The sequence below is a fragment of the Prolixibacter denitrificans genome (genome assembly GCF_003014495.1).
In the GTDB taxonomy this organism is placed as follows: Bacteria; Bacteroidota; Bacteroidia; order Bacteroidales; family Prolixibacteraceae; genus Prolixibacter; species Prolixibacter denitrificans.
The window spans coordinates 1-25,477 of record NZ_PYGC01000002.1 but is presented as its reverse complement, the minus strand read 5'-3'; the positions used below and the strand labels follow the sequence as shown (position 1 = coordinate 25,477).

Here is a 25,477-nt window from a genome sequence, read left to right as displayed (position 1 = left end):
GGAAAGGGATAACCAACGAGTTACAAAAGGGTTTTCGAAGGATTACAAAAACATTGCTTAGGTAACCCCAAAACAGTGAGATGGATAGCTATTGTGCCAGCTGGAGCTGTCGCCGTTTTGCAACAGAAAAATCACGAAAGGATAATGGAGGAGCGATAGGGAGAGAGCAATTGAACGGGATGCCCCAAATACCCCAGAGGGGTGTAATCTTCATAGCCCGGGGTTAAGAAACCGTAGGTTTTGCCACCCCGGGATTATAGTGCAGGTGCCTTCAGTGGTCGCGAGTGGGTTAAGATTGAAACACTTGGGCCGTTTCGACCGCAATAGCGGTGTTGTCGATTGGAGCACAACAACAGTAACCATAGGAACGACAGGAACCTGAAATGTCTTCTGTCTAGCGTCTGGGGTCTTTCGTCTCATCATAAAAAAACTCCTTTCATTATGTCTGAACATAGAAAGGAGTTTTTCCCCCGAAAGGGGTATCTAATTGGAAGTTACTTTCTCTTGTAGAATAATTTTCCGGTAATCAACAAGCCGGCAAAAACGAAGATGCCAAATACCAGGCTGCTCACGGCTAATTGCATGCCTCCGGAGAGAATGTGCCCGCTGGTACATCCGCCGGCCATGCGTGCGCCGAAAATGAGAATGAAGCCACCAATGAAAGCGGTCACCAATCGTTTGCTAACCGATTTGCCTTTGTAATGCTCCCAGCGACGGTGAATGGCTGTAATTTTGAATTCTTTCGACAGCAGAGAGAAGACCAGTCCGGCCAGCAGTGCTCCGAAAAGAAAAACCAGTTCCCAGTGTCCCGGAGTAGCAATCTTACCAAAATAACCGTTGTTGGTCATCCCGGTGAGCTGGTCAGCTACATACGGATAACTCGTCGAGGCACCAATGGGCCGGTTGGAAGTCACTTTCAGAAATACCATCGCGTTGAGAACAGCCAAAGCCAAACCGGCAAACAGCCAGCGATAATTCGGAGCTTTGTGTTTTTTATCGAAATAGAAGGCGAGCAGAATCATTGCGGCGCCAAATAAAATCGTCAGAAAGTAAAACCAGTAAGTGGTTTGCTCACCCATGATGGTAAAGAGGGAAATCTTGCCTAAGTTGGGACCCAGAATGGGTTCGATGGCAGGCAGGACTGCAGTGAAGATGAGCCCTCCCAGCAAGCCGCCTACGATACCGACCAAAGCGTCGATGGAGCCTTCGCCAAGTGAGACAGCCATGGTTCCGGGGCAGTAACCCAGAATGGCCATGCCGGCTCCGAAAATCAATCCGCCCAGCATAATGCCGCCAACAATGAACGGTTTTACATGGTAGATTGCTTGCCCGGTTCCGATTTCGAAGTTGATGAGCATAATGCCCAGTCCGATGGCGACGAGGATGGCTTTGACTACGGTGTAGTCTTCCAGCGTTGCCATTCCGCTGATGGTGTTGTATTTGTTCAGCTGCGCCCGCTGAAGAATGGCTCCGAAAAGGAAGCCGAATACTAAAATCTGAAGGCTCATAGTTGTCTTATTTAATCGTTTCGGTTATGTTTTTTCCGATAGGAAAGACGTTAAGTACCAACATGAGTTTGAGTGTTGGTTTTCGATGGTAAAGTAAGTGGTAATCAATCGTGTGTGCAAATACAATTCCATTATACTCAATAACGACAGGTTATTGATATATCGTGACAACGATAGCCGGAATGAGGGTTGTTGACTACTGATCTTTCCGGTAGAAGAGTTGAATCAGACCGGTATCGAAGCGTTTGGTTTCACTCAATTTCCAGTTTCGGCGCCTGTTCAGCAAACGGAACAAGGATTTTCCATTGCCAATAAACAGGGGATGAACCGCCAGCTGCATCTCGTCGACCAAACCCAGATCGAGGCACTGTCCGGCGATGTCGGCACCGCCAAACAACCAGATGTCTTTTCCGGGCTGGACTTTCAACTGCGTCACCGTATGTTTCAGGTTTCCCTGATGAAGTCGTGCAGGAGGTTCGAGATTACGGAGCCTTCGGGAGAAAACGACCAACTCTTTGCCGGGAAATGGGTCAGTGGAAGAGGAAGTGAGCACTTCGTAACTTTTCCGTCCCATCAACAACGTGTCAATCTGCTTCATGAATTGGGTCATCCCGTAGTCCTGGTCGGTGAAACACCAGTCAAACTCACCGTTCGGTCCTTCAATACAGCCATCGAGGCTAATAGCAATATTCAGAATGAGCTTTCGCATGGACCCATTAGCGTAGGGTTAATAATCGAGATTCTTACAAATTCATTTCAGTGTAAAAAGATACAACTATTTAGGCAACAGTCGGTTCAGTAATGTCGACTTTTTCGGGGTATTAAATCACTAAATCGGTCATGTATCCCCAAACAGCATAACGGGCCAGCTTGCCGAATGTCATGAACAGGAAGCTCCAGAATGGAGCAATGCGAAAGAAACCAAGCCCGAGGATGATAACATTACCGAGTCCGGGAACAAACGAAAGCGTTGCAGCTGTGGGCCCGTACCGGTTGAGTTGCGGTTGTATTTGCACCAGCTTTTCATGTTTCACCTTGCCGTATTTTTCCAGCCATTCCGGTTTCCCGATGTGTCCCATGTAATAGGTCACCAGTCCCCCCAATGAATTACCGATGGTTGCCACAACGAGTGCGGTCATCAAATCGGCACCGGCGATCAGAACGGCACTCAACACGATTTCCGAATTAAACGGAATGAGGGTTCCCGCCACAAAGGCAGCGACAAAGAGACCAATTAAACCGTATGTTGCCAGCGCTTCCATTCGTAATTTCTATGTTTAAACATGAATAGGTTAGTGATGTCGGTAACCGAAGATATAACAACAAAGAAGAGAAAATTCCGTCTTGGTTTTGACGAGAAAGCTTAAACGTCTGGGTAGACAACCTGGTTGTGCTGAATCTCAATGTTGTAGGCGTATTTGTAAGCGTTGTAAAAGCTGGTGGTGTATTCTACCGGCTGGTTGTCGGTATCATAAACGTAGCGTTCACGAACCAGTACCGGATCGATGGTAGTGATGCCCAGTCGCTTGGCAGTGATAGTCGATGCCGGCCGGGCTTCTACCTTTTCCTTTGAAAGTGAGAGAACTACCGATAAATCGTTGGTTAGAATGTGGTTCATGGACCCCGAAAAATCCATGTCTTCGTGTAATCCGAGGCGGGGATGAAAGTAACTTTCCAGGTACACTACCGGTTCGTCGTCATTTCCTTCCAACCGGGTGATTTTCAAAACGGGTGTTCCTTCCGGAATTTGCATAAACCGGGCGACTGTTTCGTTGGCATCTTCCCGCACCGCATTCGTCTGAAGAGTAAGCAGCGGTTCTTCATCTACCGGAACCTGTCGGGCAACGGCTTTTCCGTCAACCGGTGGCGTGTGATTTGTTTTTGGGGCGACAGTCGTTCCTTGTCCCTTTTTCCTGATAAGCAATCCTTCAAATACCAGCTTGTTGATCGCTTGTCTGACGGTGTTTCGCGATATGCCTAACTTTTTAGCTAAATCAACCTCTTTGGGCAAATAGGCACCTTCCTGATATTCGGGTTTTTCGATCAGTTTGCGCAGTAGAATTTCTACCTGGGCATGCAGGGGCTTTGAACTGTTGTGGTCGATTTTGAGTTTCATACGGTAATGATGTCGATTGGATGGTTACATCCGGAACACAATCAATAATTAGTTGTTTATCCGCAGTTCATAAGCAGTTTGCATATTATGTCTGCACATATAAATATACGGCGATTCAGTGAAAAGTCAAGGCTCAAACGAAAAACGAGAGTCATTTTTTGATAAATGAGCAGCAGTAATTGGGCAATGAATTATCTTCCGTCATAATTATTTACCTTTGCGCTTAAATATCATGACATATAGGTTCCTGTTTTATACCATTCGTGGAGAGTTTCGAAGGGACCGTTATTTATAGCAAAAGAAAAAAGACAGAGAATGAAAGAATATAGTACCCGGCAGAATAAAATTGGCCGGTTGATACAGAAGGAACTGAGCGAATTGTTTCGACGCGAAACCCAGATGCTTTTTCAGGGAAAGATGATTACCGTAACGACTGTGAGGGTGACCCGCGATATGTCACTGGCTCGCTGTTATCTCAGCATTTTCCCGTCGGACAATGCGCAGGAAATTCTGGATCACATCAACAACAGGAAAGGGCATTTGCGCGGTGAATTGGGACGGATTGTGCGTCATCAGTTGCGGGTAATTCCCGATTTGGAGTTCTTCCTGGATGACAGTCTCGACTACATCGAAAACATTGACAACCTGTTGAAATAAATTACAAACGCTCGATTTTAAACGATTTCAGGCACATGCAATACGATCCGATTAAACGCGTTCTGGGAAAAGCTTTCAACCGGACGCCTTTTCTACGCAAAGTTTTCTATTCACTGCTCGATATGCTTTTGTTGCGTGCCTGGCACGTCAGTCGGGAGCTGAAAAAGTGGGGCAAGTCACATACCGGCAAGGAATTGAAAATCCTGGACGCCGGTTCCGGCTTTGGTCAGTACACTTACCGGATGAGCCAGCTTTTTCCGAAGGCACAAATCAAAGGTGTCGACGTAAAAGAAGAACAGATAGCTGATTGCAACCAGTTTTTTAGCCGTATTGGGAAAGGCGAACGGGTGCATTTCGCGGAAGCGGATTTGACCAAATTTGATGAGCCGGAAACTTACGACCTGATTCTTTCGGTGGACGTAATGGAACATATCCTGGAAGACGAGCAGGTTTTCCGGAATTTTAATGCATCACTGAAGCCAGGCGGCGTACTGTTCATTTCCACTCCGTCCGATCAGGGCGGTTCAGATAGCCACGATCACGACCACGAGGAAGATGCCCACGGATTTATCGATGAACACGTGCGCGACGGCTATGGTGTGACGGATATTCGCGAAAAGCTGGAAAGAGCCGGATTTACCAACATCGATGTGCGATATACATACGGTGCCCCGGGAAAAATCTCCTGGCGTCTTTCGATGAAATATCCAATTCAGATGCTGGGCGCTTCCAAAATCTTTTTTGTGGTGCTGCCTTTCTATTACCTGGTGGCTTATCCTGTTTCTGCTTTGCTGAACTATTTCGATGTGCACGGAAAGCATGAAACCGGAACCGGACTGATGGTGAAAGCCGAAAAACCAGCCTAAAGAAGATACGCGATGAACCTGCCGTTATACATAGCCAAGCGTTACCTGCTTTCGCGGAAGAAGACCAACATCATTAACATCATCTCCGGAATTTCCATCGTGGGGATGTCGGTGGGGACGATGGCACTGGTGGTGGTTTTGTCGGTATTCAATGGCTTCGACGGCTTGATCAAATCGCTCTTTTCATCGTTTGACCCTGACCTGAAAATCACCGTTGCCGAAGGAAAAAGTTTCCAGGACAGCACGGCGGTATTTCAAAAGATACGCAATTTGCCCGAGGTGGCGGATTACGCACAGATTATCGAGGAGAATGCACTGCTCCGGTACAGCAATCAACAATACATTGCCACCATCATGGGCGTGAGTCCATCGTTTCAGCAGATGACCGGTATCGATACGATGTTGGTAGATGGCAAATTCAAGCTGGAAGACGCGGACAACTACTACGCTGTCATTGGGCAGGGAGTGGCTTATTACCTTTCGGTCGGGCTCAATTTTATCAATCCCATTCAGGTGTATGTTCCGCAAAGGGGCCGAACCATGGGTATGGGACTGGTCGGGAATTTCAACCACGATATTATTTTTCCTACCGGGATATTCAGTATCCAGCAGGAAATCGATTCGAAGTACGTGATTGTTCCCATGGCATTTGCCCGCCGGTTGTTCGAAATGCCTACCGGCGTCAGCGCTGTTGAGTTAAAACTGAAGAAAGATGCGTCCGTCAAAGAAACACAACAAAAAATACAGGAACTCGTGGGCAACCGGTTTGTGGTGAAAAACCGCTATCAGCAGCACGATTACTTGTACAAGATTATGAAAAGCGAAAAGTGGGCCGTTTACCTCATCCTGGTCTTCATTTTGCTCATTGCATCGTTCAATATTGTTGGCTCACTCACCATGTTGATTCTCGATAAGAAGGAAGACATTAACATCCTGAAAAGTATGGGAGCCAATCACAGTCTTATCCGAAAAATTTTCCTCTTCGAAGGTTGGTCAATTTCCATCATTGGTGCCGTTGTGGGTACCTCACTTGGACTGGTTGTCAGTTGGCTTCAGCAAACATACGGATTGCTAAAACTTACTGGCGGCACCTCCTTCATTATCGATGCTTATCCGGTTAAAATCATTCCCATGGATGTGACGGCCATCTTTATTTCCGTTCTGGTCATCGGATTTTTTGCGGCCTGGTTCCCGGTTCGCTTTATTTCCGGCAAGTACCTCACCAACGAGTCATACTAATCACATTTTTTCTGAGAAAAGTATCGGTCTGTAAGAATATTTACGGAGCGGAGACGTTATTGCTTTTAGGGAATAACCCGACTTGTTTGACGCCGGAGGAAGAAGTGTTCTCTGTTCTAGTCGCTTGGTTATGTGTGGGTTGATGGTATGTGCTTTAAAAAGAAAGGATGAGACAAAAGGGACCACTATATATTTTCTTTTTGCTGATAATTTGGAGCTGTTTGCCCGGTCATTCAAAAGCCGAGCTCGTTTCGAAGGGTGTCGTGAACATCCCTTTAGAGAAGCTGCAGCAGGGGGAGCCCGTCAAACTGGACGGCACCTGGGAATTCTACTGGAAACAGCTGGTCAGTCCCGATAGTCTTTCTTCGGGACGCTCTTTTCGCGAAAAGCCTCAAACGGTCAGAATTCCTGCCTACTGGACCGAATATTCCATTGATGGAGAGTCTCTTCCTGGAAGCGGGTATGCTACGTATCATGCCCGTTTGACCATCCCGGGAGCCCATGGTGACACATTAAGCCTGGCGGTTCCCGTTTTCGATTCTGCCTTCAAACTTTTTATCGATGGTAAACTCCGTTACAAGAATGGAAAAGTAGGGACTTCTACTGATTCGTCGGTTCCGTGTTACCGTCCCGGACATATCCAGTTTGTAGCAGGTGAGCAACCTGTTGATATTGTCATTCAGGTATCCAATTTTCATCATCGAAGAGGTGGCTTTTGGAAGCCTGTATATTTGGGAACGCCGGCATCGGTCAGCCGACAGATGCGGCACGACAACTACTTTGTTTTCTCGGCGCTGATATTCCTTGTTACGTTTGGAATCTTCTATTCCATTTTTGCTTTTTACTACCGTGAAGAGAAATCCCTTTTGTATTTCAGTCTTTCGCTCTGGTTTGTCGTCGTGCGTAGCCTGGTCAACGACAATTTCCTGATCAACGACCTGTTTACACTATCGTGGACCTGGCTCATCAGGATTGAATATCTGTCTACGTTCCTGGCGTTGATGTTCTTCAACTGGTACTACTATTATTTCTACCGAAATCAGGCATTTTATGCATGGAATCGGCTGGTAACTTACATAACCGTTTTCTGTGGTCTGGGGATACTGTTTCTGCCGGTCAGGATATTCGCGTATTCGTTGTTCATTTTTTATGCGCTTGTTTTCCTCTCAGGCATATTGATCTTCTATTTCTCGTTGAAGATGGCCGGTCGGAAAGTTTTGTTCGCCCGTTACCATTTGATTGGGATTAGCCTAATCCTGGTCATCATTTTACATGACATACTGGTCGCCAATGCCTTCGAGATTCATTACGGTGAGTACCTGATGAAGTACGGTTTTGTGGTGTTTATTTACATCGAGACAGCCATCATGTTAAAGCGGTTTGTCATGACCATCCGGAACGAAAGAAAATTGACGAGTGAGTTGGAACTGGTAAATGCCAACCTCGAGTCGCTGGTGAACGAACGTACGGAAGAGATTAACCAGAAAAGAGAAGAGATTGAGAACAAGAACCGGTCGATATCAGAACAAAACAAACGTTTGAAGGAGGATGTGGTAAGCCGGAATCGACTGTTCTCTATCATTGCGCACGATTTGCGTTCGCCGTTGGCTGTATTCGTTCAGGTGATGGAGTTGATGGATGGCGATGAATTGGATGACGCCAGTCGCCGCGAATTAAGAAAGGAAATGAAGGTTTCAGCCCGTTCGCTCGTTGGTTTGGTCGATAACCTGTTGGTGTGGGGCCGAAGCCGGAACAACCAGGTGCAATACGAATTGAAAAGGCATAGCCTGAACAAGATATTGAAGAACAGTATTGAGCAACTGGAGCAAACAGCTCAGTCAAAATCAATCGCACTCACACTTGATTTGAATCAGGAATATGAAGCCGTTATTGATTCGAACTCGATACAGTTGGCCGTTCGCAACCTGGTTTCCAATGCCATAAAATTCACCCCTGAAGGTGGCAGCATCAAGGTGTTTGTTCGCTCGGTGGCAGATAACCGACTTGAAATTCATGTGAAGGATGACGGTATAGGGATTAACGAGGAAGACCTGCAGAAACTTCGCCAGGGAATTGAGTTCACCTCTGCCGGAACCAATAACGAAAAGGGAACCGGTTTGGGATTGCAGTTGTGTCGCGAGATAGCCCATCAGAACAAAGGAGAGCTTGAGATTTGGAGTAAGCCCGGCGAAGGAAGTGATTTTGTTATGTCGGTACATAGCTATGCGAAGCATTCAATTTGAGCATTATAGCTATTTAGAGGTACAGGCTGATGTTCGATTCCATTCCTGTTTAAAAATTCATAACTTTATTTGTGCTTTTCCAAATCTGACTTAGGAAGACCAGAGCCTCCGATATTTCCACCAACGAAGCAGGAATTTTTTGCGCAATCAGAATACTGGTGTGCTCATTATTCCGGGTACGACCAGTCGCTTTTTTTGAAAATCCATTAAAAAATGACCGTGGTTATGAAAAGACGAAATTTTATCAAAACAACGGCAGGTGCCGTTCCTCTTCTCAGTCTTTTTCCAGCCGATCTGGCTGGTATGATTAGGGAGACTCCTCCCGGGAAAATTGAGAGACGCTCATTGGGGAAAACCGGTGAAAAATTATCGATGCTCGGCTTTGGCGGAATTGTGGTGATGGATGCAACACCGCAGCAAGCGTCTTCCAGGGTGAGCGAAGCCATCGATTATGGAATCAATTACTTTGATGTTGCTCCCAGTTACGGCGATGCTGAAATCAAATTGGGACCGGCATTGCAGCCTTACCGGAAAGATGTTTTCCTGGCATGTAAAACAACCGAGCGTTCGAAAGATGGAGCGCGGAAAGAGTTGGAGCAATCGCTGAAAAGGCTGAAAACCGATCATTTGGATTTGTACCAGTTGCATGCTGTGACCACCCTCGACGATGTGAAACAAATTTTTGCTCCGGGTGGTGCCATGGAAACCTTCCTCGCTGCCCGAAATGAAGGGAAGGTTCGCTTTCTCGGTTTTTCTGCGCACTCCGTCGAAGCGGCCAACGCTCTGATGGATCAGTATGATTTTGATACCATTCTGTTCCCCGTCAACTATACGACGTGGTATGCCGGAAATTTTGGTCCACAGGTTCTGGAAAGGGCACACAGCAAACAAATGGGCATTCTGGCTTTGAAAGCCATGGCCAAGAGTCCGTATCCGGAAGGAACGACCAATAAAGTTCCCAAGTGCTGGTATCAACCATTAACCGATCCGGAAGAGGCGCTGATGGGGCTTCGTTTTACACTTTCTCATCCGGTCACTGCCGCACTTCCTCCGGGGAATGAAGACTTGTTTAAAATGGCGCTGGAGCTTTCTTCCCGGATTAAACCTTTGTCGGCTGAGGAGATAAAAATGATGAAAGAGAAAGGAAAAGCGGGGACTCCTATTTTTCAGTATCCAATGGCATAAAAAGGGTGGCACCACGGTGCCACTTTTTTTTGTGCTAAACTTTGCTTTTCCAGGGAAGACTGACCATCGTACCGGCATATTTTTCAGCACCTCCGTAATGAAATGATAAGCAACTGGTAAAATATTCTTATATTCGTTTTACATATTCCTATTCTTAATTTTGTACTTATGAAAATTCTCAAAATCTTCTTTATACTCAGCCTGGCTTTCGTTTTCGGTTGTAAAACCCAACACTTAATGCCGGAAACCACCACTCCCGAGCAGATGAAAGAACCGGAAACGACGAAAATTGATAATGCACCGAAAATTGTGGTGAAGGAAGAAAAGGTGAGTGTGCCGGACGGAGAAGAGAAATCGCTGGATAGCAAACGGTTTTACGTTATCCTGGGTAGTTTTGGTGTGTATCAGAATGCTCAGAAGTTCAAAAATCAATTGATGCACGAAGGTTTTTATCCGGGAATTCTGGTAAACGAAAACGGCCTGTACCGGGTTTGTGTCGACAGCTACGATGACGAGAATACCGCCCGGCAAAAGGTGACGGATATTCGCGATAAGTACAAGCAATTCCGTGATGCCTGGTTACTGATTAAAAAGGAAAATTAAGAACATACAAAGAGAGCCTTGACGCTCTCTTTTTTTATACCTTTCCCCCCGCAAAATTTGCAACGATTTGTAAAATGGGGTTATGCGGTTGATTCTTCTTCTGGTTTTATTTTCTTTTCTCTCCGTTTATGCCAGCGGACAGAGTTCGTTTCTAAAGAAATTGAACTCTCCTCCGGATAGCAGCTACATTGCCTCATACAAGAACGACCTTGTGGTCAGGTTGTATACCTCCCGTAAATACATGGGACAACAACTCATTGACGGCTCCTTAAACAAGAAGCTTAATTATCTGCCCAGCAACAACTACCTGGTTGGTTTTGGTATAAACTACAAGCTATTGGGAATTAACGCGGGTTTTAGTCTGCCATCGATGAGAATGCCGGTGGACAAATACGGCAAAACCACCTTCCTCGATTTTCAAACGCATCTTTACCTCAGGCGGGTTACCTTCGATCTGTTTTCGCATGTTTTCTGGGGGCAGTATCTCAACAACAGCCACGATATATTGAGGTCTCCTCCACCGGAAAGTTTCTATTATACACGACCCGATATTCGTGCTTATGCGGTTAATGCGGAAATGAATTACAACTTCAATTACTCCCGGTTCAGTTTCCGGGCGCCCTTTCTTCAGGATGAGTGGCAGAAAAAGAGCGCAGGAAGTTTCTTTGCCGGTGGCGGTGTATACTGGGATGGTTCCGACGCTGATTCGTCATTTGTTCCCTCGGGAATAGCAGTACCTGATTTTTACAACGGCATTAATTTTAAGCGCTGGGAGTGGCTGGCAGTAGCGGCAACCGGCGGCTATGCACATACCTTTGTCATCGATAAGCGGTTTTTTATCATGCTGTCCGCCATAGGTGGAATCGGTGTGGGGAGAAGCACGTTGACGGACATGGACAACCGGGATTATCATACCTACTCACCCTTTTATAAACTGACGGAACGTTTTGGAGCGGGTTATCAATTTGGGCGAGTGTATGTTGGAGCAACATGTGTGAACATGGATATGCTGATGGGATCACCACCGGATGGCACTAGAATTCATTATCGTTCCGGGAACATCAGGGCCAATGTGGCTTACCGTTTCAGTTTAAATAAGGAAATCAGGATTTTTCCCGGAAGGAAATAAAAAAGCGGAACGCCTGTCCCGCTTTTGGTAAGATTTTATTTCGAAGCGTAGTGTGCCGGATTCAACGCGTCTGGGCTCCAGTTTTTCAGGAAACCTGCCACCTTTTTAATGCTGTAACCTCCGTCTTGTTCCAGGTAAGCGGAGTTTTGCGTATGAATACGTTCCCCCTTGTCATTCAGGATGACCAGCACCGGGAAACCGAAACGTTGCGGATAGCCTAGTTTCGCCAAAACATCCAGGTTTTTGTTCGCCTTGCTGTAATTCACCATCACCCGGACATAATTTTTCTCCATCAATTGATGAATTTCCGGGGTATTGTCGCAAAATGCGTGAAATTTCACACACCAGGGACACCAGTTTCCTCCAATCTGCAGAAAAACGTTTTTTCCCTCAGCATGAGCTTTCTTCACTGCTGCTGCAATTTGTTCGGTGGCGTTGGCGTTCGGATCGTAAATGTGCACGCCCTGGGCAAAAGTCGGACTAGCGGAAAGACCGAGAACAAAAAGGAGCGCGAAAACAATTCTTTTCATATATGAATAAATTTGATTTATGAATGGATGATAGAATCACCATCTGATTTATCGGACGATAATATGTCAAAGTTTAACGTAATATGCAATGGTAAGTTTCATGGTGTGCTTATTCCATGAATACAATTTCGGGGAGTGCGAATTTCGTCAATACTTAAAATCTGAATTGAAATAGGCAGAGAGCGGGGGAAAGGAACGCGAAGAAGGTGGATTATTATGTATGAACATATGCTATTCGTCAACCAAATAAGGTGTAAAAATAATTTACAGAAACCTCTGTAAATAGTTAAAAAAGAGGAGGGAGGTTATCGATTGGTTTCGCTATTCAAATTACAAATATTTTGTTGATGGATCGGGATTAAAAATGGAAAGTTCTTAACAAAAAACGGTTGAAAACTCCCCTCAGGTAGTCATAATTTGGTATTGAAGAGGTATGGATTTGTATAAAAATCCGTATGGAAGGCCGGATGGAGTGGACAAATATTTTTATCTTTCATTATAGATTTGTTTTAGATAAAATCCGGAATTGTGAAGTTATCATTTAAACGAAAAGCCATTATCGGGATGGTCCATTTGGGAGCGTTGCCCGGTACACCTCGCCACAAAATGAGCATGGCCGAAATTATCGACACGGCTGTGAGAGAAGCCCTGATTTACAACAGTCACGAGCTCGATGCTGTGATGATTGAAAACATGCACGATGTGCCTTATTTAAACCGGAAGGTCGGCCCCGAAATTACAGCAGCTATGACGGCTGGGGCGCTTGCCGTACAGCGGGAGATCGAGTTGCCTGTCGGAATTCAGGTGTTGGCCGGAGCCAATACCGATGCCGTGGCCATTGCCAAAGCAGCCGGCCTTGATTTTGTCAGGGCCGAAGGATTTGTTTTCGGTCATGTGGCCGACGAAGGTTACATGGATTCTGACGCGGCCCTGGTCATGCGGTACCGGAAATCAATAGAGGCTGACAGTGTAGGGATTTTCACGGATATCCGGAAAAAACATGCCTCGCACAATATCACAGCCGATGTGAACCTGGAAGAAACGATTCAGGCGGCCGAATTTTTCCTTTCTGACGGAATTATTATCACAGGTGCAGCCACGGGAAAAAAAGCCGCTATTGAGGACGTAAAGATAGCTAAACGGGCTTCCAGCCTGCCGGTGCTGATCGGCTCCGGGATATCGGAAGAAAATATCGAGTCGTACTGGCCTTATGCTGATGGATTTATTATCGGTTCGTCGCTGAAAGAGGAAGGTTACTGGATGAACCCGGTAGATCGAGACCGTGTGGATTCATTAATGGAGAAAGTAAAGCAACTAAGGGAAGGATAATAGTACGCTACCACGAAATAAAAAAGGCTGCAATGATGAATATTGCAGCCTTTGTGTTTTTATAAACAGTCGGTTGTTATACCGTCATGATCTCTTTTTCCTTATTCTCCATTCCTTCATCAACTTTTTTGATATAGTCGTCGGTAATGGTTTGTACTTCGTCAATACCAATCTTCTCCATATCTTCTGAAATCTCTTTTGATTTCAACAATTTCTTGAGATAATCATTGGCATCTTTCCGGGCGTTACGGATACTAACCTTTGCATTCTCGCCTTCCCGGTGCGTGTCTTTCACTAGTGTTTTGCGTCGTTCTTCAGTTAACGGAGGAACATTAATACGGATGATGTCGCCATTGTTGTCTGGGTTGAAGCCAAGATTGGCGTTGATAATAGCTTTTTCGATCTCCGGGATCAGTTTCTTTTCCCAGGGTTGAATAGCGATCGTACGGGCATCCGGCGTGCTGACACTGGAAACCTGGTTCAGGGGAGTCTGCGAACCATAGTAGTCAACCATAACGCCGTCAAGCATGCGCGGATTGGCTTTACCGGCCCGAATATGAGCCAGTTCTTTTTCGAGATGCTCAAGCGCCTGTTCCATTCGGGTACGGGCGTCATCCAATATCATTTGAATTTCTTCGTTCATAGAGCGATTATTTTCCAAGATGTTGATTTAAACAAATTTAGAAAAAATTGAAAGATTTCAAAGTATTAAATATATACTTCAGATAATCAGCTGTTTCAGTTATGTACCAACGTGCCTATTTTTTCACCTTTCAATAATTTAAGCAAATTACCGGGCGTATCCATATCGAAGACCATGATCGGAAGATTGTTCTCTTTGCACATGGTGGTGGCTGTTAAATCCATAATTTTCAGTCCCCGGTTGTAGACTTCATCGTAGGTGATCTCATCGAATTTGGTCGCTGTCGGATCTTTTTCCGGGTCAGCTGAATAAATTCCATCTACCCGTGTTCCTTTCAACATGACATCTGCCTCGATTTCGATGCCGCGCAGCGAGGAACCGGTATCGGTCGTGAAATAGGGATTTCCGGTTCCCGCCGACAAGATAACCACCTCACCTTTCTCCAACGACTCGATAGCCTTCTCCTTGGCATAGAATTCACCCACCGGTTCCATGCGAATAGCTGTAAGAACGCGTGTTTTAACACCTATTGCCTGTAAGGCCGAGCTAAGCGCCAGGCTGTTGATGACCGTTGCCAGCATGCCCATCTGGTCGCCTTTTACCCGGTCGAAACCATTGGCCGCACCACTCAGTCCGCGGAAGATATTACCGCCGCCGATAACTATCCCGATTTGGGAGCCCAGTGCTACGGCTTCTTTTATTTCATTGGCATAATCTGTCAGGCGGTCCCTGTCGATACCATATTGCTGTTGGCCCATTAACGATTCACCGGACAACTTCAGCAATACACGTTTAAATTTTCCCATGAGTGCGTTGGATTTTATTTCGGTAAAGATACGATGAACAATAAAAATCGCCGAGTTTTCAAAATGGTTTTTCTGCGGTTTCCCGCATATTCTTTTGAAACCAGAAAGTTCTGAGGGGCGAAGGCATAAAAAAAGCTGCCTCTGTTGAAGCAGCTTTCCATGTATTCTTTACCGTGATTAGGCGTTCAGAGTGAAACGCTTGAAATCGGTTACGTTCAAATCCTTGTCGCTGGATGCGAGGAATTCGCGGATGGTCATTTTACCATCTTTTACGTAAACCTGGTTCAGCAGAGTGTTCTCTTTGAAGAATTTATTCAAAGCACCCTGAGCAATTTTATCAAGCATGTTTTCCGGCTTGCCTTCCTGACGGAATTTCTCTTTGGCAATTTTGAGCTCCTGCTCAACAACTTCAGCAGGAACATCGTCTTTGTCAACAGCCACCGGAGCCATCGCAGCAACCTGCATAGCGATGTCTTTAGCAACCTGCTCGTCGGCTACTTCTTTCGAGAAGCCAACTACAGTTGCCAGTTTGTTACCCGGGTGAATGTAAGCGATGGTATCCTCAGCCTGAACAGTTTCATAAGCTGAGAGCTCCAGTTTTTCACCAATGATACCGGTTTGCTCGGTAACATGAGCTTCAACTGAGCGGCCATCCATATCGAGAGCTTTCAGTGCATCGAGATCAGCTGGTTTGTTGGCGATAGCCAAATCCAGGATTTTCTCGGTGAAAGCAACAAAGCCTTCATTTTTAGCAACGAAGTCGGTTTCGCAATTCAGGACAACCAGAGCAGCGAATTTTTTATCGTCGGAAACCTTCGCGAGAACAGCACCTTCGGTTGCTTCGCGGTCGGCACGCTTGTTAGCTACCAGTTTTCCTTTTTCACGGATGATTTCAACAGCGCGGTCGAAATCACCTTCGGCTTCGGCGAGGGCTTTTTTACAGTCCATCATTCCGGCACCGGTTGCTTTACGCAACTTCATTACATCAGCAGCAGAAATAGCCATGTTGAAATGATTTATTTGATTTTTTGAATGCGATTATTTGTCAGCTTCTTCATCTTTTTTCTCATCGGCAGCAGGAGCTTCTTTAGCTTCTTCCTTTACAGGCTCAGCTTTCGGAGCTTCTTCTTTAGCCGGCTCAGCTTTTTTAGCTTCCTCTTTTACAGGTTCAGCTTCTTTTTCTTTAGCTGCAGCTTTACGGCTTCCGCGCTTTTGTTTGGCCGGCTTGTCGTCGCCACCTTCTTTCTCACGCTCTGCTTTGCGCTCTGAAAGACCTTCTTTGATGGCTTCGGCCATAACATCGATGATGAGATCGATAGACTGAGAAGCGTCGTCGTTTGCCGGGATCACAAAGTCGATTCCTTCCGGATTCGAGTTGGTATCAACCATTGCGAAAACAGGAATACCCAAACGCTGAGCTTCACGAACGGCGATTTTCTCTTTCATCACGTCAACTACAAACAGGGCAGCAGGCAAACGGGTCAGGTCGGCAATAGAACCGAGCACTTTGTCCAGCTTGGCACGCTGACGGGTAATCTGCAGTTTTTCACGTTTTGAGAGGTTGTCCCAGCTTGTGTCCTTCATCATTTTGTCGATGGAGGTCATTTTCTTAACGGCCTTACGGATGGTTGGGAAGTTGGTGAGTGTACCACCTGACCAACGCTCAGTAATGTAAGGCATATTGGTTTCCTTGATGCGCTCAGAAACGATTGATTTTGCCTGTTTTTTCGTTGCAACGAAAAGAACTTTACGTCCTGACTTGGCAATAGATTTCAACGCAGCAGCTGCTTCGTCGATTTTGACAATAGTTTTCTGAAGGTCGATAATGTGGATTCCGTTTTTCTCCATGAAGATGTACGGAGCCATGTTTGGGTTCCACTTACGTTTCAGGTGTCCAAAGTGAACACCGGCATCGAGCAATTGCTTGAATTCTGTTCTAGGCATAAAATTGTTTTTGTTTACGTTCTGTTCAGGCAACTATCCGGTAGTCGGGCTCACCGAGTCCGGACAGTTTAGATGCTAAACAAAATCTGTTAATGATTCGGCAAATAAGATTAACGTTTAGAGAACTGGAAGCGTTTACGTGCTTTCGGACGACCTGGCTTCTTACGTTCCACTTCGCGTGGGTCACGAGTCAGGAATCCGGCAGCTTTCAGCTTCGGACGATTCTCTTCGTCGATTTTGATCATTGCACGTGAAATAGCAAGACGAAGCGCTTCTGCTTGTCCTTTTACGCCGCCACCGTCAAGGCTCACCTTAACGTCGAACTGACCAGCTACTTCCAACAGGTTAAGCGGTTGCTTAACGATGTATTGCAGTGTATCAACCGGGAAATATTCGGTGATGTCCCGTTTGTTGATAGTGATATTACCTTTACCCTCGGTGATATAAACACGGGCAACAGCGGCTTTTCTCCTACCGATTGCGTTTGTGATTTCCATGTTTCTTATTTAATGTTATCAATGTTAATTACTTTCGGGCTCTGAGCTTGCTTGTCGTGCTCACTGCCCACAAATACATACAGGTTTGTAAAAAGCTTGCGTCCCAAACGGTTTTTAGGGAGCATACCTTTTACAGCTTTTTCAACCAGTCTCTCCGGATGTTTCGCCAGAATTTCCTTGGCGGTCTGCGAACGCTGACCACCCGGATATCCGGTGTGGCGGATATACTCTTTGGCATTCCACTTGTTTCCGGTTAGACGGATTTTCTCTGCATTGATAACAATTACATTGTCACCGCAATCTACGTGAGGGGTGAAGTTCGGTTTGTTCTTACCCCTAAGGATTTTGGCAACTTTGCTTGCAAACCGACCAAGGGTCTGATCGGCGGCATCAACCACAATCCATTCTTTATTTACCGTTGCACTATTTGCCGAAACGGTTTTGTAACTCAACGTATCCACTTGCTTCTTTAATTTAATGAATGAAACAACATATTAACGAACATGCATTTTCCCGGATTCCGAACAGCAGGTCGCCGGTTGTCCGGCACTGTTGCTAAGGCAGTTTTGCTGTCTTCATCCATGCATGTTTGCAAGTATGGATGATAATCGGGACTGCAAAAGTATTTGTTATTTTTCAATTTTACAACTGGGGTAGGAAAAAATAACTGCTACAAAATCAATACAAAAGATCTTGACAGACGGTGTTGAAGTGAAGGAAAACATTTCGGATTTAAAATTTTCGCAAAAATAACCGTTTGAAGCACGTATTTTTCGTTGTAATCGGGACTTAATGTGCTTTTTTTCGGGGAATAACGCCAAAATTAACAACCAGGTACAATCCGGCCGCATTCATCGATTTTTTTTCGATGGTATCATAATACAGGTCGAACATGAACCCCAGGTGTGTTTGCGGGGTAATCAATTTGTCGAAATGATATTTCAGGTTGACCAGTTCGCGGTTCTCAACCGCGGTTCCGGGATAACGGCTCGAAACGTTCTGGTACAATATTCCGCCGAAAGGCGCATAAAAATGATGTGCCCGCCAATAAGCCGCTGTAATATCACCCAAACGCGTATTGACGTAACCGGAAAGCAACACGGCACTTCCTTTCGAAAAAGGAGAGATGGTATCGTCTTTCGGGCCGGTGGTTATAAATAAGTTGTCGTTGGTCCCGATGTCTGTCAGGAAATGGCCACCGGTATTGTGGTTGTACATTATCCCGGGCGAAACGCTGATGTACGTCCGGACCATGGACGGGCCGGAATTGATTTGCCCACCAGCGTGAGTTCCGAAAAAGCTAAGCGGGACAGCAACCTGGTTGGTGTTGTTCTCCAGTAAAGTCCATTTATTCATGACCCCAAAGGAGAACTTTTCCTGAAACGGGTCACCCGGAAGAATCATCTGCCGCCAGTTGATCCACATGTCGGTGTACCATTTTACTGTTTCGTACTTCATCTGGATGCCGCCCTGTGGTTTGTCGGTGTAAAACCGCTGCGGGTCGTAAACTGGTTCGGGCAGCATGTGGTTCTCATCCTGGTCAAGGTTACCCATAATAACGGTGATGGCCGATGTTGGATGATAACGAACCGTAAACCAGGGGCTGATATTTTCGTAATCGGTGCGGCCGGTATATTTTAATACATGCACTCCCAGCTCAAGACGGAGTTGTTTGGTTGGGTAGTACACTGCTTTGGGACGGAACCAGGCGCCGAGAATAGTCGCCCCGGTGGCTATCGTTCCTCTGTATTCGTTATTCTTAAAGAAATTGGTATTGTCGAGTGCGAAATAAATGTTACCGGTCGTATCGGGGAGATAAGGCTCAGTATACTGGAAAAAGTGATAATCGTTTTGCGCGGAAGCAGACTTCGGGTTAACGAATGAAATCAGGATAAAAATAATCCCGGCCGGAATGAGGAAACGGGAAATACGAAATGAGAATAATTGTTTCATGAAATGCATTTCTGTTATAAGCTTCTCGCGAAAGTTGACAATAATAAATCCGGCTGAAAATACACTTATTTTTCCTGCTCTGAAAGTTTTTCGCGGTAGCGAACAAATAAAAAAATCCGGAACAGGAAGGGTAAATTCCAATGTTCCGGATGAATTCATTTTATATCGTAGGCTTATTGCTTTTTCAGTATGATTCGATCATAAAGGAACAGCAGGATGGTAGCTCCCAGACCAATCCCGAACACAACCATCCATATATTTGACGGATGGTATTTATCCCATAGGAACATCGTGAACTCATGCATGTTCATGTTTAGCTTGTGAGCAGCTGCCTCCAGAAAATCGTTTTGAGTAAACTTATCGCTGATGGCCGGCAGGTTGATGCCGCGAGTGACCATTTCGTTTCTGGCCAACTGCACTTTATCAGACATTTGCTGGTAAACATTACCGGAAATGATACCGGCGAAAAAGTTTCCGGCTGCAACCGGTAGAAACGAGGTACCCATGTACAGGGCTGTTTTGTCAGGCGGAGCAATGCGCCCGATGTACTCGGTGATTTTCGGTGAGCTTGACATTTCGCCAATGGAAAAAATGAAAAGAGCGAGTACCACAAACATGCCGCTGTGGGTCATCATCGATAAACCGATACCTATCGAAGCCACAAAGATTCCCGATATCATGGCATTCAAAGGACGCAAGCGCATCACGATAGAGGAGATAATAATCTGGAACAGAATAATGGAACCGGCATCCACATTAACCAGATATTCAGCCGGAATAGTTCCCTGTTCGGTTCCCAGTTTTTGTGCCAGCCAGGGCCACACGTTAGCCAGGAAATCATAAACGCGTGTTGTATCAACCCACTGATCGATGAATACCGGTAGCGTGAAGAACAACTGGTTGTACATGGTCCAGAAGCCGGCAATAATGACCAGGAAGATGACGAATTTGACGTCGCTAAGCGCCACCCCAATATTTTTAAATGCTCCGACGATGTTTTTTCCAAGAGGTTCTTTTACTTTTTCCGGCTCGTCATCGTGTCGGGGTTCTTTGTAGAAGAATGTCAGCAAAACAAAATTGAAGGCGATCACCAACGCAGAGGAAATAAAAACATATTCCCAGGAAATTTCCCGAAAGTGACCGGTGACGAACGGGCCGACAAATGCCCCGATATTCACCATCATGTAAAAAATACCGAAACCGATGGAAGAAGTGGTTTTATCGGTGGTTTTGGCCACAGTAGCCGAAACAATGGGTTTAAACAGGGCCGCACCGAGTGCGAGGTACAGGAAAATAATAAATACGGAAACAAAAGAGTGGAAGAACGGCATAGCTAGAAATGCCGTGGTATAAATTGTGTAAGCAATATAGAGGGTCTTTTTGTAACCGATTTTATCGGAAATGGCTCCAGTAATGAGGGGAAGGAAATATAAGATGGCGGTACCGACTCCCATGATCCAACCTTTTTGAACCTGGGTGAATCCTAATGCTCCTTCATCCGTAGAGTTGGTAAGATATAATGCAAAAAGAATATAGAAACCATACCACGCCCAACGCTCAAATAACTCCATCGTATTCGCAACCCAAAATGTGCGTGGAAATTTTTTAAAAACCTGAAGTGCCTTCATTTGTTTTGTGTTTTTTGAGAGAACAATGGAGCCAAAATTATAAAAATATGCCAGATAAGTACCAAAACAGGCTTTGTTGTAAAATGCTTATCTTGCGCAACTTTTAAAAAGTAGATTCGCTATGGAGACTAGAAGAAAGCCCGATTGGCTGAAAATTAAGGTGCCGATTGGGACGAATTACCGTCACGTAAAAGGTGTCGTTCGTGATCACCATCTACATACCATTTGTACCAGCGGACAGTGCCCGAATATGGGGGAATGCTGGGGAGCCGGAACCGCAACCTTCATGATTTTGGGAGAAATCTGTACCCGTTCCTGTAAGTTTTGTGCGACCAAAACTGGTCGGCCGAAACCGCTTGACCCGAATGAGCCGGCCAATGTAGCCCGCTCAGTGCAGTTGATGAATTTGAAACACGCCGTAATTACCTCGGTCGATCGTGATGACCTGCCCGATGGAGGTGCAGCACACTGGGTGGAAACCATCAATAAAATCAAAGAAGTGAATCCGGATACGACCATGGAGGTGTTGATTCCCGATTTTGATGGAAAGCCCGAGTTGGTGAAGCAGATCATCGATGCCAGGCCTGATATTATTTCGCATAACCTGGAAACCATCGAGCGCTTGACGCCGCAGGTGCGTAGCAAAGCACAGTACGATATCAGCCTGAAAGTGCTTAAGACGATTTCTGATTCGGGAACCGTTTCCAAATCGGGCTTGATGCTCGGATTGGGAGAAACCCTCGACGAGATATACAAAACAATGGATGACCTGGTGGCTAATGGTTGCGAAATCCTGACGATGGGACAGTATCTGCAGCCGACGAAGATTCACCTTCCGGTAGAGGAATACGTTCACCCCGATAAATTCCGTGCGTTAAAAGAAGAAGGTTTACGCCGCGGATTCCGTATTGTGGAAAGTGGACCGTTGGTACGTTCGTCCTACCATGCCGAACGTCATATCAGACCCCGGGTGAATTAATTTTACCGAATACAAAACACAAAATATATAGTCCCTAAGTCCCCTTCAGGGGATTTAGGGCTGTTTTTAACTGGCCTGATTTAGGAGTACAACTCAAATGAATCGAAAAGTTCAGTATCTCGATTTCGGTGTAGCCGAATACAAACATACCTGGGACCGCCAGGAGGAATTAATGGGGGCAACCATCCAGATGAAACTGGATAATAAAAATGCAGAACCCTCTTCCCGGAAGGAAACACCCAATTACTTGATTTTTGTTGAGCATCCACATGTGTATACGCTGGGGAAAAGTGGCGATGAGCACAATCTCCTGCTCAATTATATACAGCTACAGGCAGAGGATGCAACCTTTTTCCGCACCAACCGTGGAGGTGATATCACGTATCACGGTCCCGGACAGATTGTGGGATATCCCATCATCGACCTGGAGAATTTCGACATGGGCTTGCGGCAGTATATCTATAACCTCGAAGAAACCATCATCAAAACCATTGCCGAGTTTGGCCTCGAAGGTTCGCGCGACGAAAGTGCTACCGGTGTCTGGCTCGATGTAGGAAAACCAACCGCACGAAAAATTTGTGCCATTGGAGTGAAGAGCTCTCGCCACGTGACCATGCACGGTTTTGCTTTTAATGTGAACACGAATCTGAACTACTTTCAGCACATCAATCCGTGCGGATTTGTAGACAAAGGAGTGACTTCATTGCAAAAAGAACTGGGCAAAGAGCAGGATTTCGAAGCCATCAAAGCACTGACCCGACAGAAATTCGCCGAGGTGTTTGGTGCCGAGTTGGTGTAAGCTTACTGATGGTTCAGTAGCGGCTCGATATAATCCCCCAGTTTTTCCGGCTTAAAATAAGGAGCAAAACGTTTCACCGGTTTTCCGTTGCGGTCAACCAGAAATTTCGTGAAGTTCCATTTGATTCGCTTTCCCGGGAAACCGGGTTTTTCTTTTTTCAGATATTGATATAAAGGATGGGCACTCTTCCCGTTCACGTCAATTTTCGAAAACATTGGGAAAGTAACACCGTAATTCACCCGGCACGTTTGTTCGATGCTCTCTTTCCCACCGGGCTCCTGGTTGGCGAACTGGTTGCACGGAAACCCCAAAATCACCAATCCGTCATCTTTATACTGCTCGTATAATTTCTCGAGTCCTTCGTATTGAGGTGTGAATCCGCACTTGCTGGCAGTATTGACTATCAACACCACTTTTCCGCGAAAAGCGTCCAGTGTTACTTTTTCTCCTTCCAGTGTTTCGGCTTCGAAACCGTAAATATCTTTCATTGCGTTCTGTTTTGCTGTGAATTCAAAAACGCAGTCGATACCTCAAAGTTCAATGAGCTCTCTTTATGGTAAATAACTTATTCAGAAATAAAACAGATAAATTTTTATCAGCAGCCGACAATGTTTTGATAGGTAGCTGGATGTGAGGATTGTCTGGATTGTTGGTTGACCGTCTTAAATTATCGGGACAAGGCATCGAATTGATTCCAAGATGAAAAATGAGCATCTTTGAAGCCACCAAACCGAAACATACGCATAATGGCAATTGAAGTGGTCGAAGTCAGGTCAACTGATGAGTTAAAAGAATTTGTTGAACTTCCTTTTGAACTTTACCGTAATAATCCGTACTGGGTTCCTCCCGTCAAAAGTGAGGAGCGGAATGCCCTGTTGCCAGAGAAAAATCCTGCAATGCGTGGCTGTGACACACTTTTGTGGATTGCACGCAAGGATGGAAAATGCGTAGGTCGGTTGGCTGGAATCATTCATCACAGGCATAACGAGAAAACCGGCGAGCTGATGGCTCGTTTTTCCCGGGCCGAGTTCATCGACAACGTAGAGGTGGTTGATGCGCTTTTCGCGAAAGCCGAACAATGGGCAAAAGAGCATGACGCCAACGGTATCCATGGTCCGTTGGGCTTTTCCAATCTCGATCACCAGGGGATGCTCGTCGAAGGTTTCGATTACCTTCCGTCGGTTGTTTCCGAGTACCATTTGCCCTACTACCAGAAGCACATGGAGCGGCTGGGCTATGCCAAGGAGATGGACTGGATTGAATTTCGGTTGTCGCTGGCTGGATTCTCGCTTCCTGAGAAGGCGGTTCGCATTAACGACATGGTAAAGCGCCGTTACGGCCTCAAGGTCGTTAACTTCAAAACCCGAAAAGAACTTCACGAATATGGCCAGCGGGTGTTCCAGATCCTGAATTCTGCGTTCAAGGATCTTTTTAGTGTCGTCGAATTCAACGAGGAGACCAGTCGTTATTACCTGAACAAGTACATTCCGTTGCTCAAACCTAAATTTGTGAAAATGATTGAGGACGGCGAGGGGAACATTGCCGGTTTCATTATTGCGCTGCCGTCGCTTTCCAAAGCCCTGCAAAAAGCCAATGGCAAGTTGTTTCCTTTCGGGATTTTCCATATTCGGAAAGCATTGAAAAAACCGGACGAGTGCGATCTGTTGCTCACCGGTGTGCATCCCGACTGGCAGGGAAAGGGAATGGTTTCACTGCTCTTCTCCGAACTGTTGCAGGAGCTTATCGGTAGCGGTGTCAAAAATCTCGAAACCACCGGCATGCTCGAAACCAACAACAAAGCCATCCAAAACTGGAAAAACTTCGATCACATTCAACACAAGCGCAAACGCTGTTACCGTAAAGAAATTTAATTCTGGGCGGCTTCACGGTCTGCGGCCAGTAGCGTACTTGCAGGCCCGGGTTCTCACCAGTCGTTCCGGGGGCTCATTTCAATCGCCCCGGCACTCCCGTTCGTCCAACCGGCCCTGCTTCGTCCGGCTGTCGGCCTCCGCCCGGCCACGGGAGACGGTTTCAGGTTTCAACATTTCAAGTTTCAGGTTGCGCTTCGCGGTTTCTGTCGTTCTGCGTCAAGGGTAAACTTTTCAAACATGCTTCGTCCTTCACTTCGCCGTCAGGCGAAAGATGTGCTGGCCGGTTAAAGAATTTCCCGCCAGGGAAAGATGTTCATCACCTCCGGCGAAGCCGGAGGATTGGCAACCTGAATAGAAAACAACTCCAACGAAGTTGAGCGAAAAAGACGGAGTTGCCACATAATTTCCTGAAGCATGCCCGCAACGGAAAAGCAGACCCAAAGTATATTTTAAGTACAGGTAAAGTAGGGATAGAGTACTAAACAGTCTTCATTTGCGCACCGGTTGAAGAGGGGTGTCCCGGGTTTTGAATCCGTTCGTTTCTGTAGGCCGTTTTCCCCACCACCTTCCCCCGTGCAACATCATTTAAGTATTTTTTGAAATAAATTGGTCCATCTAATCAGGCACTTGAATCTTTATGTCAAAAAAGACTGGAAAAAGGTTTGGAGTAATACGAAAAAATACGCTTTCTTTGCATCCGCTTTCCGAAAGGGGAGCAGCGTTCAGTGGGAGGTTAAAAAGGGAAGAGAAGAGGCCGGAGTCGTCCGGTTTTAACCTGAAAAAATCACCCCGCAAATTTTTTGAAAAAGTATTTGGAAAGTCGGGATAAAAGGTTTTATCTTTGCCGCCACGTTTGAAAAAAACGGGCGTTGATTTCCGGGTACTGAAGCTTTGAGAAAAAGGCGAAAAAAGATTTGGAGATAACGCGAAAAGATTTCTATCTTTGCAACGC

Annotated in this window: 26 protein-coding genes; 11 read left to right on the top strand and 15 right to left on the bottom strand. The window is 45.9% G+C overall.

All coding sequences use genetic code 11. From position 1 onward, the window contains the following. Positions 1 to 494 precede the first annotated feature (494 nt). From CLV93_RS03795 to CLV93_RS03780, 4 genes are all read right to left on the bottom strand, one after another. Positions 495 to 1,508, bottom strand: coding sequence for a YeeE/YedE thiosulfate transporter family protein (locus CLV93_RS03795; protein WP_106540852.1), 1,014 nt, complete (start codon positions 1,506 to 1,508; stop codon positions 495 to 497). A 196-nt stretch (positions 1,509 to 1,704) separates the two neighbouring features. Beyond that, a complete protein-coding gene (locus CLV93_RS03790; RefSeq protein WP_106540851.1) occupies positions 1,705 to 2,217 on the bottom strand; it encodes a dihydrofolate reductase family protein in 513 nt (170 codons plus the stop codon). Between the two features lie 112 nt (positions 2,218 to 2,329). Next, the gene (locus CLV93_RS03785; RefSeq protein WP_106540850.1) at positions 2,330 to 2,770 is read right to left on the bottom strand and encodes a YqaA family protein; all 441 of its coding nucleotides are present in this window, start codon (positions 2,768 to 2,770) and stop codon (positions 2,330 to 2,332) included. A 101-nt stretch (positions 2,771 to 2,871) separates the two neighbouring features. Beyond that, the gene (locus CLV93_RS03780; RefSeq protein ID WP_106540849.1) at positions 2,872 to 3,624 is read right to left on the bottom strand and encodes a GntR family transcriptional regulator; all 753 of its coding nucleotides are present in this window, start codon (positions 3,622 to 3,624) and stop codon (positions 2,872 to 2,874) included. 315 nt (positions 3,625 to 3,939) lie between these two features. Between CLV93_RS03780 and rbfA the strand changes: the two genes are divergently transcribed. From rbfA to CLV93_RS03745, 7 genes are all read left to right on the top strand, one after another. Next, positions 3,940 to 4,281 carry a 30S ribosome-binding factor RbfA gene (gene rbfA, locus CLV93_RS03775; protein WP_106540848.1) on the top strand — a complete coding sequence of 114 codons (342 nt, stop codon included), beginning with the start codon at positions 3,940 to 3,942 and terminating at the stop codon, positions 4,279 to 4,281. Between the two features lie 35 nt (positions 4,282 to 4,316). Beyond that, positions 4,317 to 5,147 (top strand): class I SAM-dependent methyltransferase, encoded by an 831-nt coding sequence (locus CLV93_RS03770; RefSeq protein ID WP_106540847.1) that lies wholly within the window; start codon positions 4,317 to 4,319, stop codon positions 5,145 to 5,147. 12 nt (positions 5,148 to 5,159) lie between these two features. Then, complete coding sequence (locus tag CLV93_RS03765) at positions 5,160 to 6,386, top strand: ABC transporter permease (RefSeq protein WP_106540846.1); 1,227 nt, start codon at positions 5,160 to 5,162, stop codon at positions 6,384 to 6,386. A 167-nt stretch (positions 6,387 to 6,553) separates the two neighbouring features. Beyond that, positions 6,554 to 8,629 carry a sensor histidine kinase gene (locus CLV93_RS03760; RefSeq protein ID WP_106540845.1) on the top strand — a complete coding sequence of 692 codons (2,076 nt, stop codon included), beginning with the start codon at positions 6,554 to 6,556 and terminating at the stop codon, positions 8,627 to 8,629. Positions 8,630 to 8,854: 225 nt separating this feature from the next. After that, on the top strand, positions 8,855 to 9,814 hold the full coding sequence (locus tag CLV93_RS03755; RefSeq protein WP_106541401.1) for an aldo/keto reductase: 960 nt from the start codon (positions 8,855 to 8,857) through the stop codon (positions 9,812 to 9,814). A gap of 168 nt (positions 9,815 to 9,982) precedes the next feature. After that, complete coding sequence (locus CLV93_RS03750; protein WP_106540844.1) at positions 9,983 to 10,417, top strand: SPOR domain-containing protein; 435 nt, start codon at positions 9,983 to 9,985, stop codon at positions 10,415 to 10,417. Positions 10,418 to 10,499: 82 nt separating this feature from the next. Next, on the top strand, positions 10,500 to 11,546 hold the full coding sequence (locus CLV93_RS03745; protein WP_106540843.1) for a DUF4421 family protein: 1,047 nt from the start codon (positions 10,500 to 10,502) through the stop codon (positions 11,544 to 11,546). Positions 11,547 to 11,581: 35 nt separating this feature from the next. Here the strand turns inward: CLV93_RS03745 and CLV93_RS03740 are convergent, their stop codons facing one another. Then, positions 11,582 to 12,076: a thioredoxin family protein gene (locus tag CLV93_RS03740; protein ID WP_106540842.1), complete on the bottom strand. Its 495-nt coding sequence runs from the start codon at positions 12,074 to 12,076 to the stop codon at positions 11,582 to 11,584. A 528-nt stretch (positions 12,077 to 12,604) separates the two neighbouring features. Here CLV93_RS03740 and CLV93_RS03735 point away from each other — a divergent pair. Continuing rightward, on the top strand, positions 12,605 to 13,405 hold the full coding sequence (locus CLV93_RS03735; RefSeq protein WP_146141944.1) for a BtpA/SgcQ family protein: 801 nt from the start codon (positions 12,605 to 12,607) through the stop codon (positions 13,403 to 13,405). A 76-nt stretch (positions 13,406 to 13,481) separates the two neighbouring features. Here the strand turns inward: CLV93_RS03735 and frr are convergent, their stop codons facing one another. From frr to CLV93_RS03695, 8 genes are all read right to left on the bottom strand, one after another. Continuing rightward, positions 13,482 to 14,048, bottom strand: a complete 567-nt coding sequence (frr, locus tag CLV93_RS03730) for a ribosome recycling factor (RefSeq protein ID WP_106540840.1) — start codon at positions 14,046 to 14,048, stop codon at positions 13,482 to 13,484. A 95-nt stretch (positions 14,049 to 14,143) separates the two neighbouring features. Beyond that, positions 14,144 to 14,854 carry a UMP kinase gene (pyrH, locus tag CLV93_RS03725; RefSeq protein WP_106540839.1) on the bottom strand — a complete coding sequence of 237 codons (711 nt, stop codon included), beginning with the start codon at positions 14,852 to 14,854 and terminating at the stop codon, positions 14,144 to 14,146. 177 nt (positions 14,855 to 15,031) lie between these two features. Beyond that, positions 15,032 to 15,859 carry a translation elongation factor Ts gene (gene tsf, locus CLV93_RS03720; protein WP_106540838.1) on the bottom strand — a complete coding sequence of 276 codons (828 nt, stop codon included), beginning with the start codon at positions 15,857 to 15,859 and terminating at the stop codon, positions 15,032 to 15,034. A gap of 33 nt (positions 15,860 to 15,892) precedes the next feature. Further along, on the bottom strand, positions 15,893 to 16,798 hold the full coding sequence (gene rpsB / locus CLV93_RS03715; RefSeq protein WP_106540837.1) for a 30S ribosomal protein S2: 906 nt from the start codon (positions 16,796 to 16,798) through the stop codon (positions 15,893 to 15,895). A gap of 110 nt (positions 16,799 to 16,908) precedes the next feature. Next, positions 16,909 to 17,295 carry a 30S ribosomal protein S9 gene (gene rpsI / locus CLV93_RS03710; protein ID WP_106540836.1) on the bottom strand — a complete coding sequence of 129 codons (387 nt, stop codon included), beginning with the start codon at positions 17,293 to 17,295 and terminating at the stop codon, positions 16,909 to 16,911. A 5-nt stretch (positions 17,296 to 17,300) separates the two neighbouring features. Further along, positions 17,301 to 17,756 carry a 50S ribosomal protein L13 gene (rplM, locus tag CLV93_RS03705; protein WP_106540835.1) on the bottom strand — a complete coding sequence of 152 codons (456 nt, stop codon included), beginning with the start codon at positions 17,754 to 17,756 and terminating at the stop codon, positions 17,301 to 17,303. A gap of 328 nt (positions 17,757 to 18,084) precedes the next feature. Then, positions 18,085 to 19,248, bottom strand: coding sequence for a hypothetical protein (locus CLV93_RS03700; protein ID WP_146141943.1), 1,164 nt, complete (start codon positions 19,246 to 19,248; stop codon positions 18,085 to 18,087). A gap of 173 nt (positions 19,249 to 19,421) precedes the next feature. Further along, entirely contained in the window at positions 19,422 to 20,876 is a 1,455-nt protein-coding gene (locus tag CLV93_RS03695) for an MFS transporter (RefSeq protein ID WP_106540833.1), read from the bottom strand. 121 nt (positions 20,877 to 20,997) lie between these two features. Between CLV93_RS03695 and lipA the strand changes: the two genes are divergently transcribed. Continuing rightward, a complete protein-coding gene (lipA, locus tag CLV93_RS03690; RefSeq protein WP_106540832.1) occupies positions 20,998 to 21,855 on the top strand; it encodes a lipoyl synthase in 858 nt (285 codons plus the stop codon). 97 nt (positions 21,856 to 21,952) lie between these two features. Beyond that, positions 21,953 to 22,654 (top strand): lipoyl(octanoyl) transferase LipB, encoded by a 702-nt coding sequence (gene lipB / locus CLV93_RS03685; RefSeq protein WP_106540831.1) that lies wholly within the window; start codon positions 21,953 to 21,955, stop codon positions 22,652 to 22,654. Positions 22,655 to 22,656: 2 nt separating this feature from the next. Here the strand turns inward: lipB and CLV93_RS03680 are convergent, their stop codons facing one another. Beyond that, positions 22,657 to 23,142 carry a glutathione peroxidase gene (locus CLV93_RS03680; protein WP_106540830.1) on the bottom strand — a complete coding sequence of 162 codons (486 nt, stop codon included), beginning with the start codon at positions 23,140 to 23,142 and terminating at the stop codon, positions 22,657 to 22,659. Between the two features lie 258 nt (positions 23,143 to 23,400). On the opposite strand from CLV93_RS03680, the gene CLV93_RS03675 reads away from it, so the two are divergent. Beyond that, positions 23,401 to 24,525, top strand: coding sequence for a GNAT family N-acetyltransferase (locus tag CLV93_RS03675; protein WP_106540829.1), 1,125 nt, complete (start codon positions 23,401 to 23,403; stop codon positions 24,523 to 24,525). A gap of 615 nt (positions 24,526 to 25,140) precedes the next feature. Here CLV93_RS03675 and CLV93_RS20360 read toward each other — a convergent pair. Continuing rightward, positions 25,141 to 25,477, bottom strand: a 337-nt coding sequence (locus tag CLV93_RS20360; RefSeq protein WP_211297740.1) for a hypothetical protein, incomplete at its 5' end; no start/stop codon positions are given.

Bases quoted from the DNA above. Each gene is read 5' to 3' on its own strand.
- CLV93_RS03795 (WP_106540852.1), bottom strand. From the start codon at position 1,508: ATGAGCCTTCAGATTTTAGTATTCGGCTTCCTTTTCGGAGCCATTCTT.
- CLV93_RS03790 (WP_106540851.1), bottom strand. From the start codon at position 2,217: ATGCGAAAGCTCATTCTGAATATTGCTATTAGCCTCGATGGCTGTATT.
- CLV93_RS03785 (WP_106540850.1), bottom strand. From the start codon at position 2,770: ATGGAAGCGCTGGCAACATACGGTTTAATTGGTCTCTTTGTCGCTGCC.
- CLV93_RS03780 (WP_106540849.1), bottom strand. From the start codon at position 3,624: ATGAAACTCAAAATCGACCACAACAGTTCAAAGCCCCTGCATGCCCAG.
- rbfA (WP_106540848.1), top strand. From the start codon at position 3,940: ATGAAAGAATATAGTACCCGGCAGAATAAAATTGGCCGGTTGATACAG.
- CLV93_RS03770 (WP_106540847.1), top strand. From the start codon at position 4,317: ATGCAATACGATCCGATTAAACGCGTTCTGGGAAAAGCTTTCAACCGG.
- CLV93_RS03765 (WP_106540846.1), top strand. From the start codon at position 5,160: ATGAACCTGCCGTTATACATAGCCAAGCGTTACCTGCTTTCGCGGAAG.
- CLV93_RS03760 (WP_106540845.1), top strand. From the start codon at position 6,554: ATGAGACAAAAGGGACCACTATATATTTTCTTTTTGCTGATAATTTGG.
- CLV93_RS03755 (WP_106541401.1), top strand. From the start codon at position 8,855: ATGAAAAGACGAAATTTTATCAAAACAACGGCAGGTGCCGTTCCTCTT.
- CLV93_RS03750 (WP_106540844.1), top strand. From the start codon at position 9,983: ATGAAAATTCTCAAAATCTTCTTTATACTCAGCCTGGCTTTCGTTTTC.
- CLV93_RS03745 (WP_106540843.1), top strand. From the start codon at position 10,500: ATGCGGTTGATTCTTCTTCTGGTTTTATTTTCTTTTCTCTCCGTTTAT.
- CLV93_RS03740 (WP_106540842.1), bottom strand. From the start codon at position 12,076: ATGAAAAGAATTGTTTTCGCGCTCCTTTTTGTTCTCGGTCTTTCCGCT.
- frr (WP_106540840.1), bottom strand. From the start codon at position 14,048: ATGAACGAAGAAATTCAAATGATATTGGATGACGCCCGTACCCGAATG.
- pyrH (WP_106540839.1), bottom strand. From the start codon at position 14,854: ATGGGAAAATTTAAACGTGTATTGCTGAAGTTGTCCGGTGAATCGTTA.
- tsf (WP_106540838.1), bottom strand. From the start codon at position 15,859: ATGGCTATTTCTGCTGCTGATGTAATGAAGTTGCGTAAAGCAACCGGT.
- rpsB (WP_106540837.1), bottom strand. From the start codon at position 16,798: ATGCCTAGAACAGAATTCAAGCAATTGCTCGATGCCGGTGTTCACTTT.
- rpsI (WP_106540836.1), bottom strand. From the start codon at position 17,295: ATGGAAATCACAAACGCAATCGGTAGGAGAAAAGCCGCTGTTGCCCGT.
- CLV93_RS03700 (WP_146141943.1), bottom strand. From the start codon at position 19,248: ATGAAACAATTATTCTCATTTCGTATTTCCCGTTTCCTCATTCCGGCC.
- CLV93_RS03695 (WP_106540833.1), bottom strand. From the start codon at position 20,876: ATGAAGGCACTTCAGGTTTTTAAAAAATTTCCACGCACATTTTGGGTT.
- lipA (WP_106540832.1), top strand. From the start codon at position 20,998: ATGGAGACTAGAAGAAAGCCCGATTGGCTGAAAATTAAGGTGCCGATT.
- lipB (WP_106540831.1), top strand. From the start codon at position 21,953: ATGAATCGAAAAGTTCAGTATCTCGATTTCGGTGTAGCCGAATACAAA.
- CLV93_RS03680 (WP_106540830.1), bottom strand. From the start codon at position 23,142: ATGAAAGATATTTACGGTTTCGAAGCCGAAACACTGGAAGGAGAAAAA.
- CLV93_RS03675 (WP_106540829.1), top strand. From the start codon at position 23,401: ATGGCAATTGAAGTGGTCGAAGTCAGGTCAACTGATGAGTTAAAAGAA.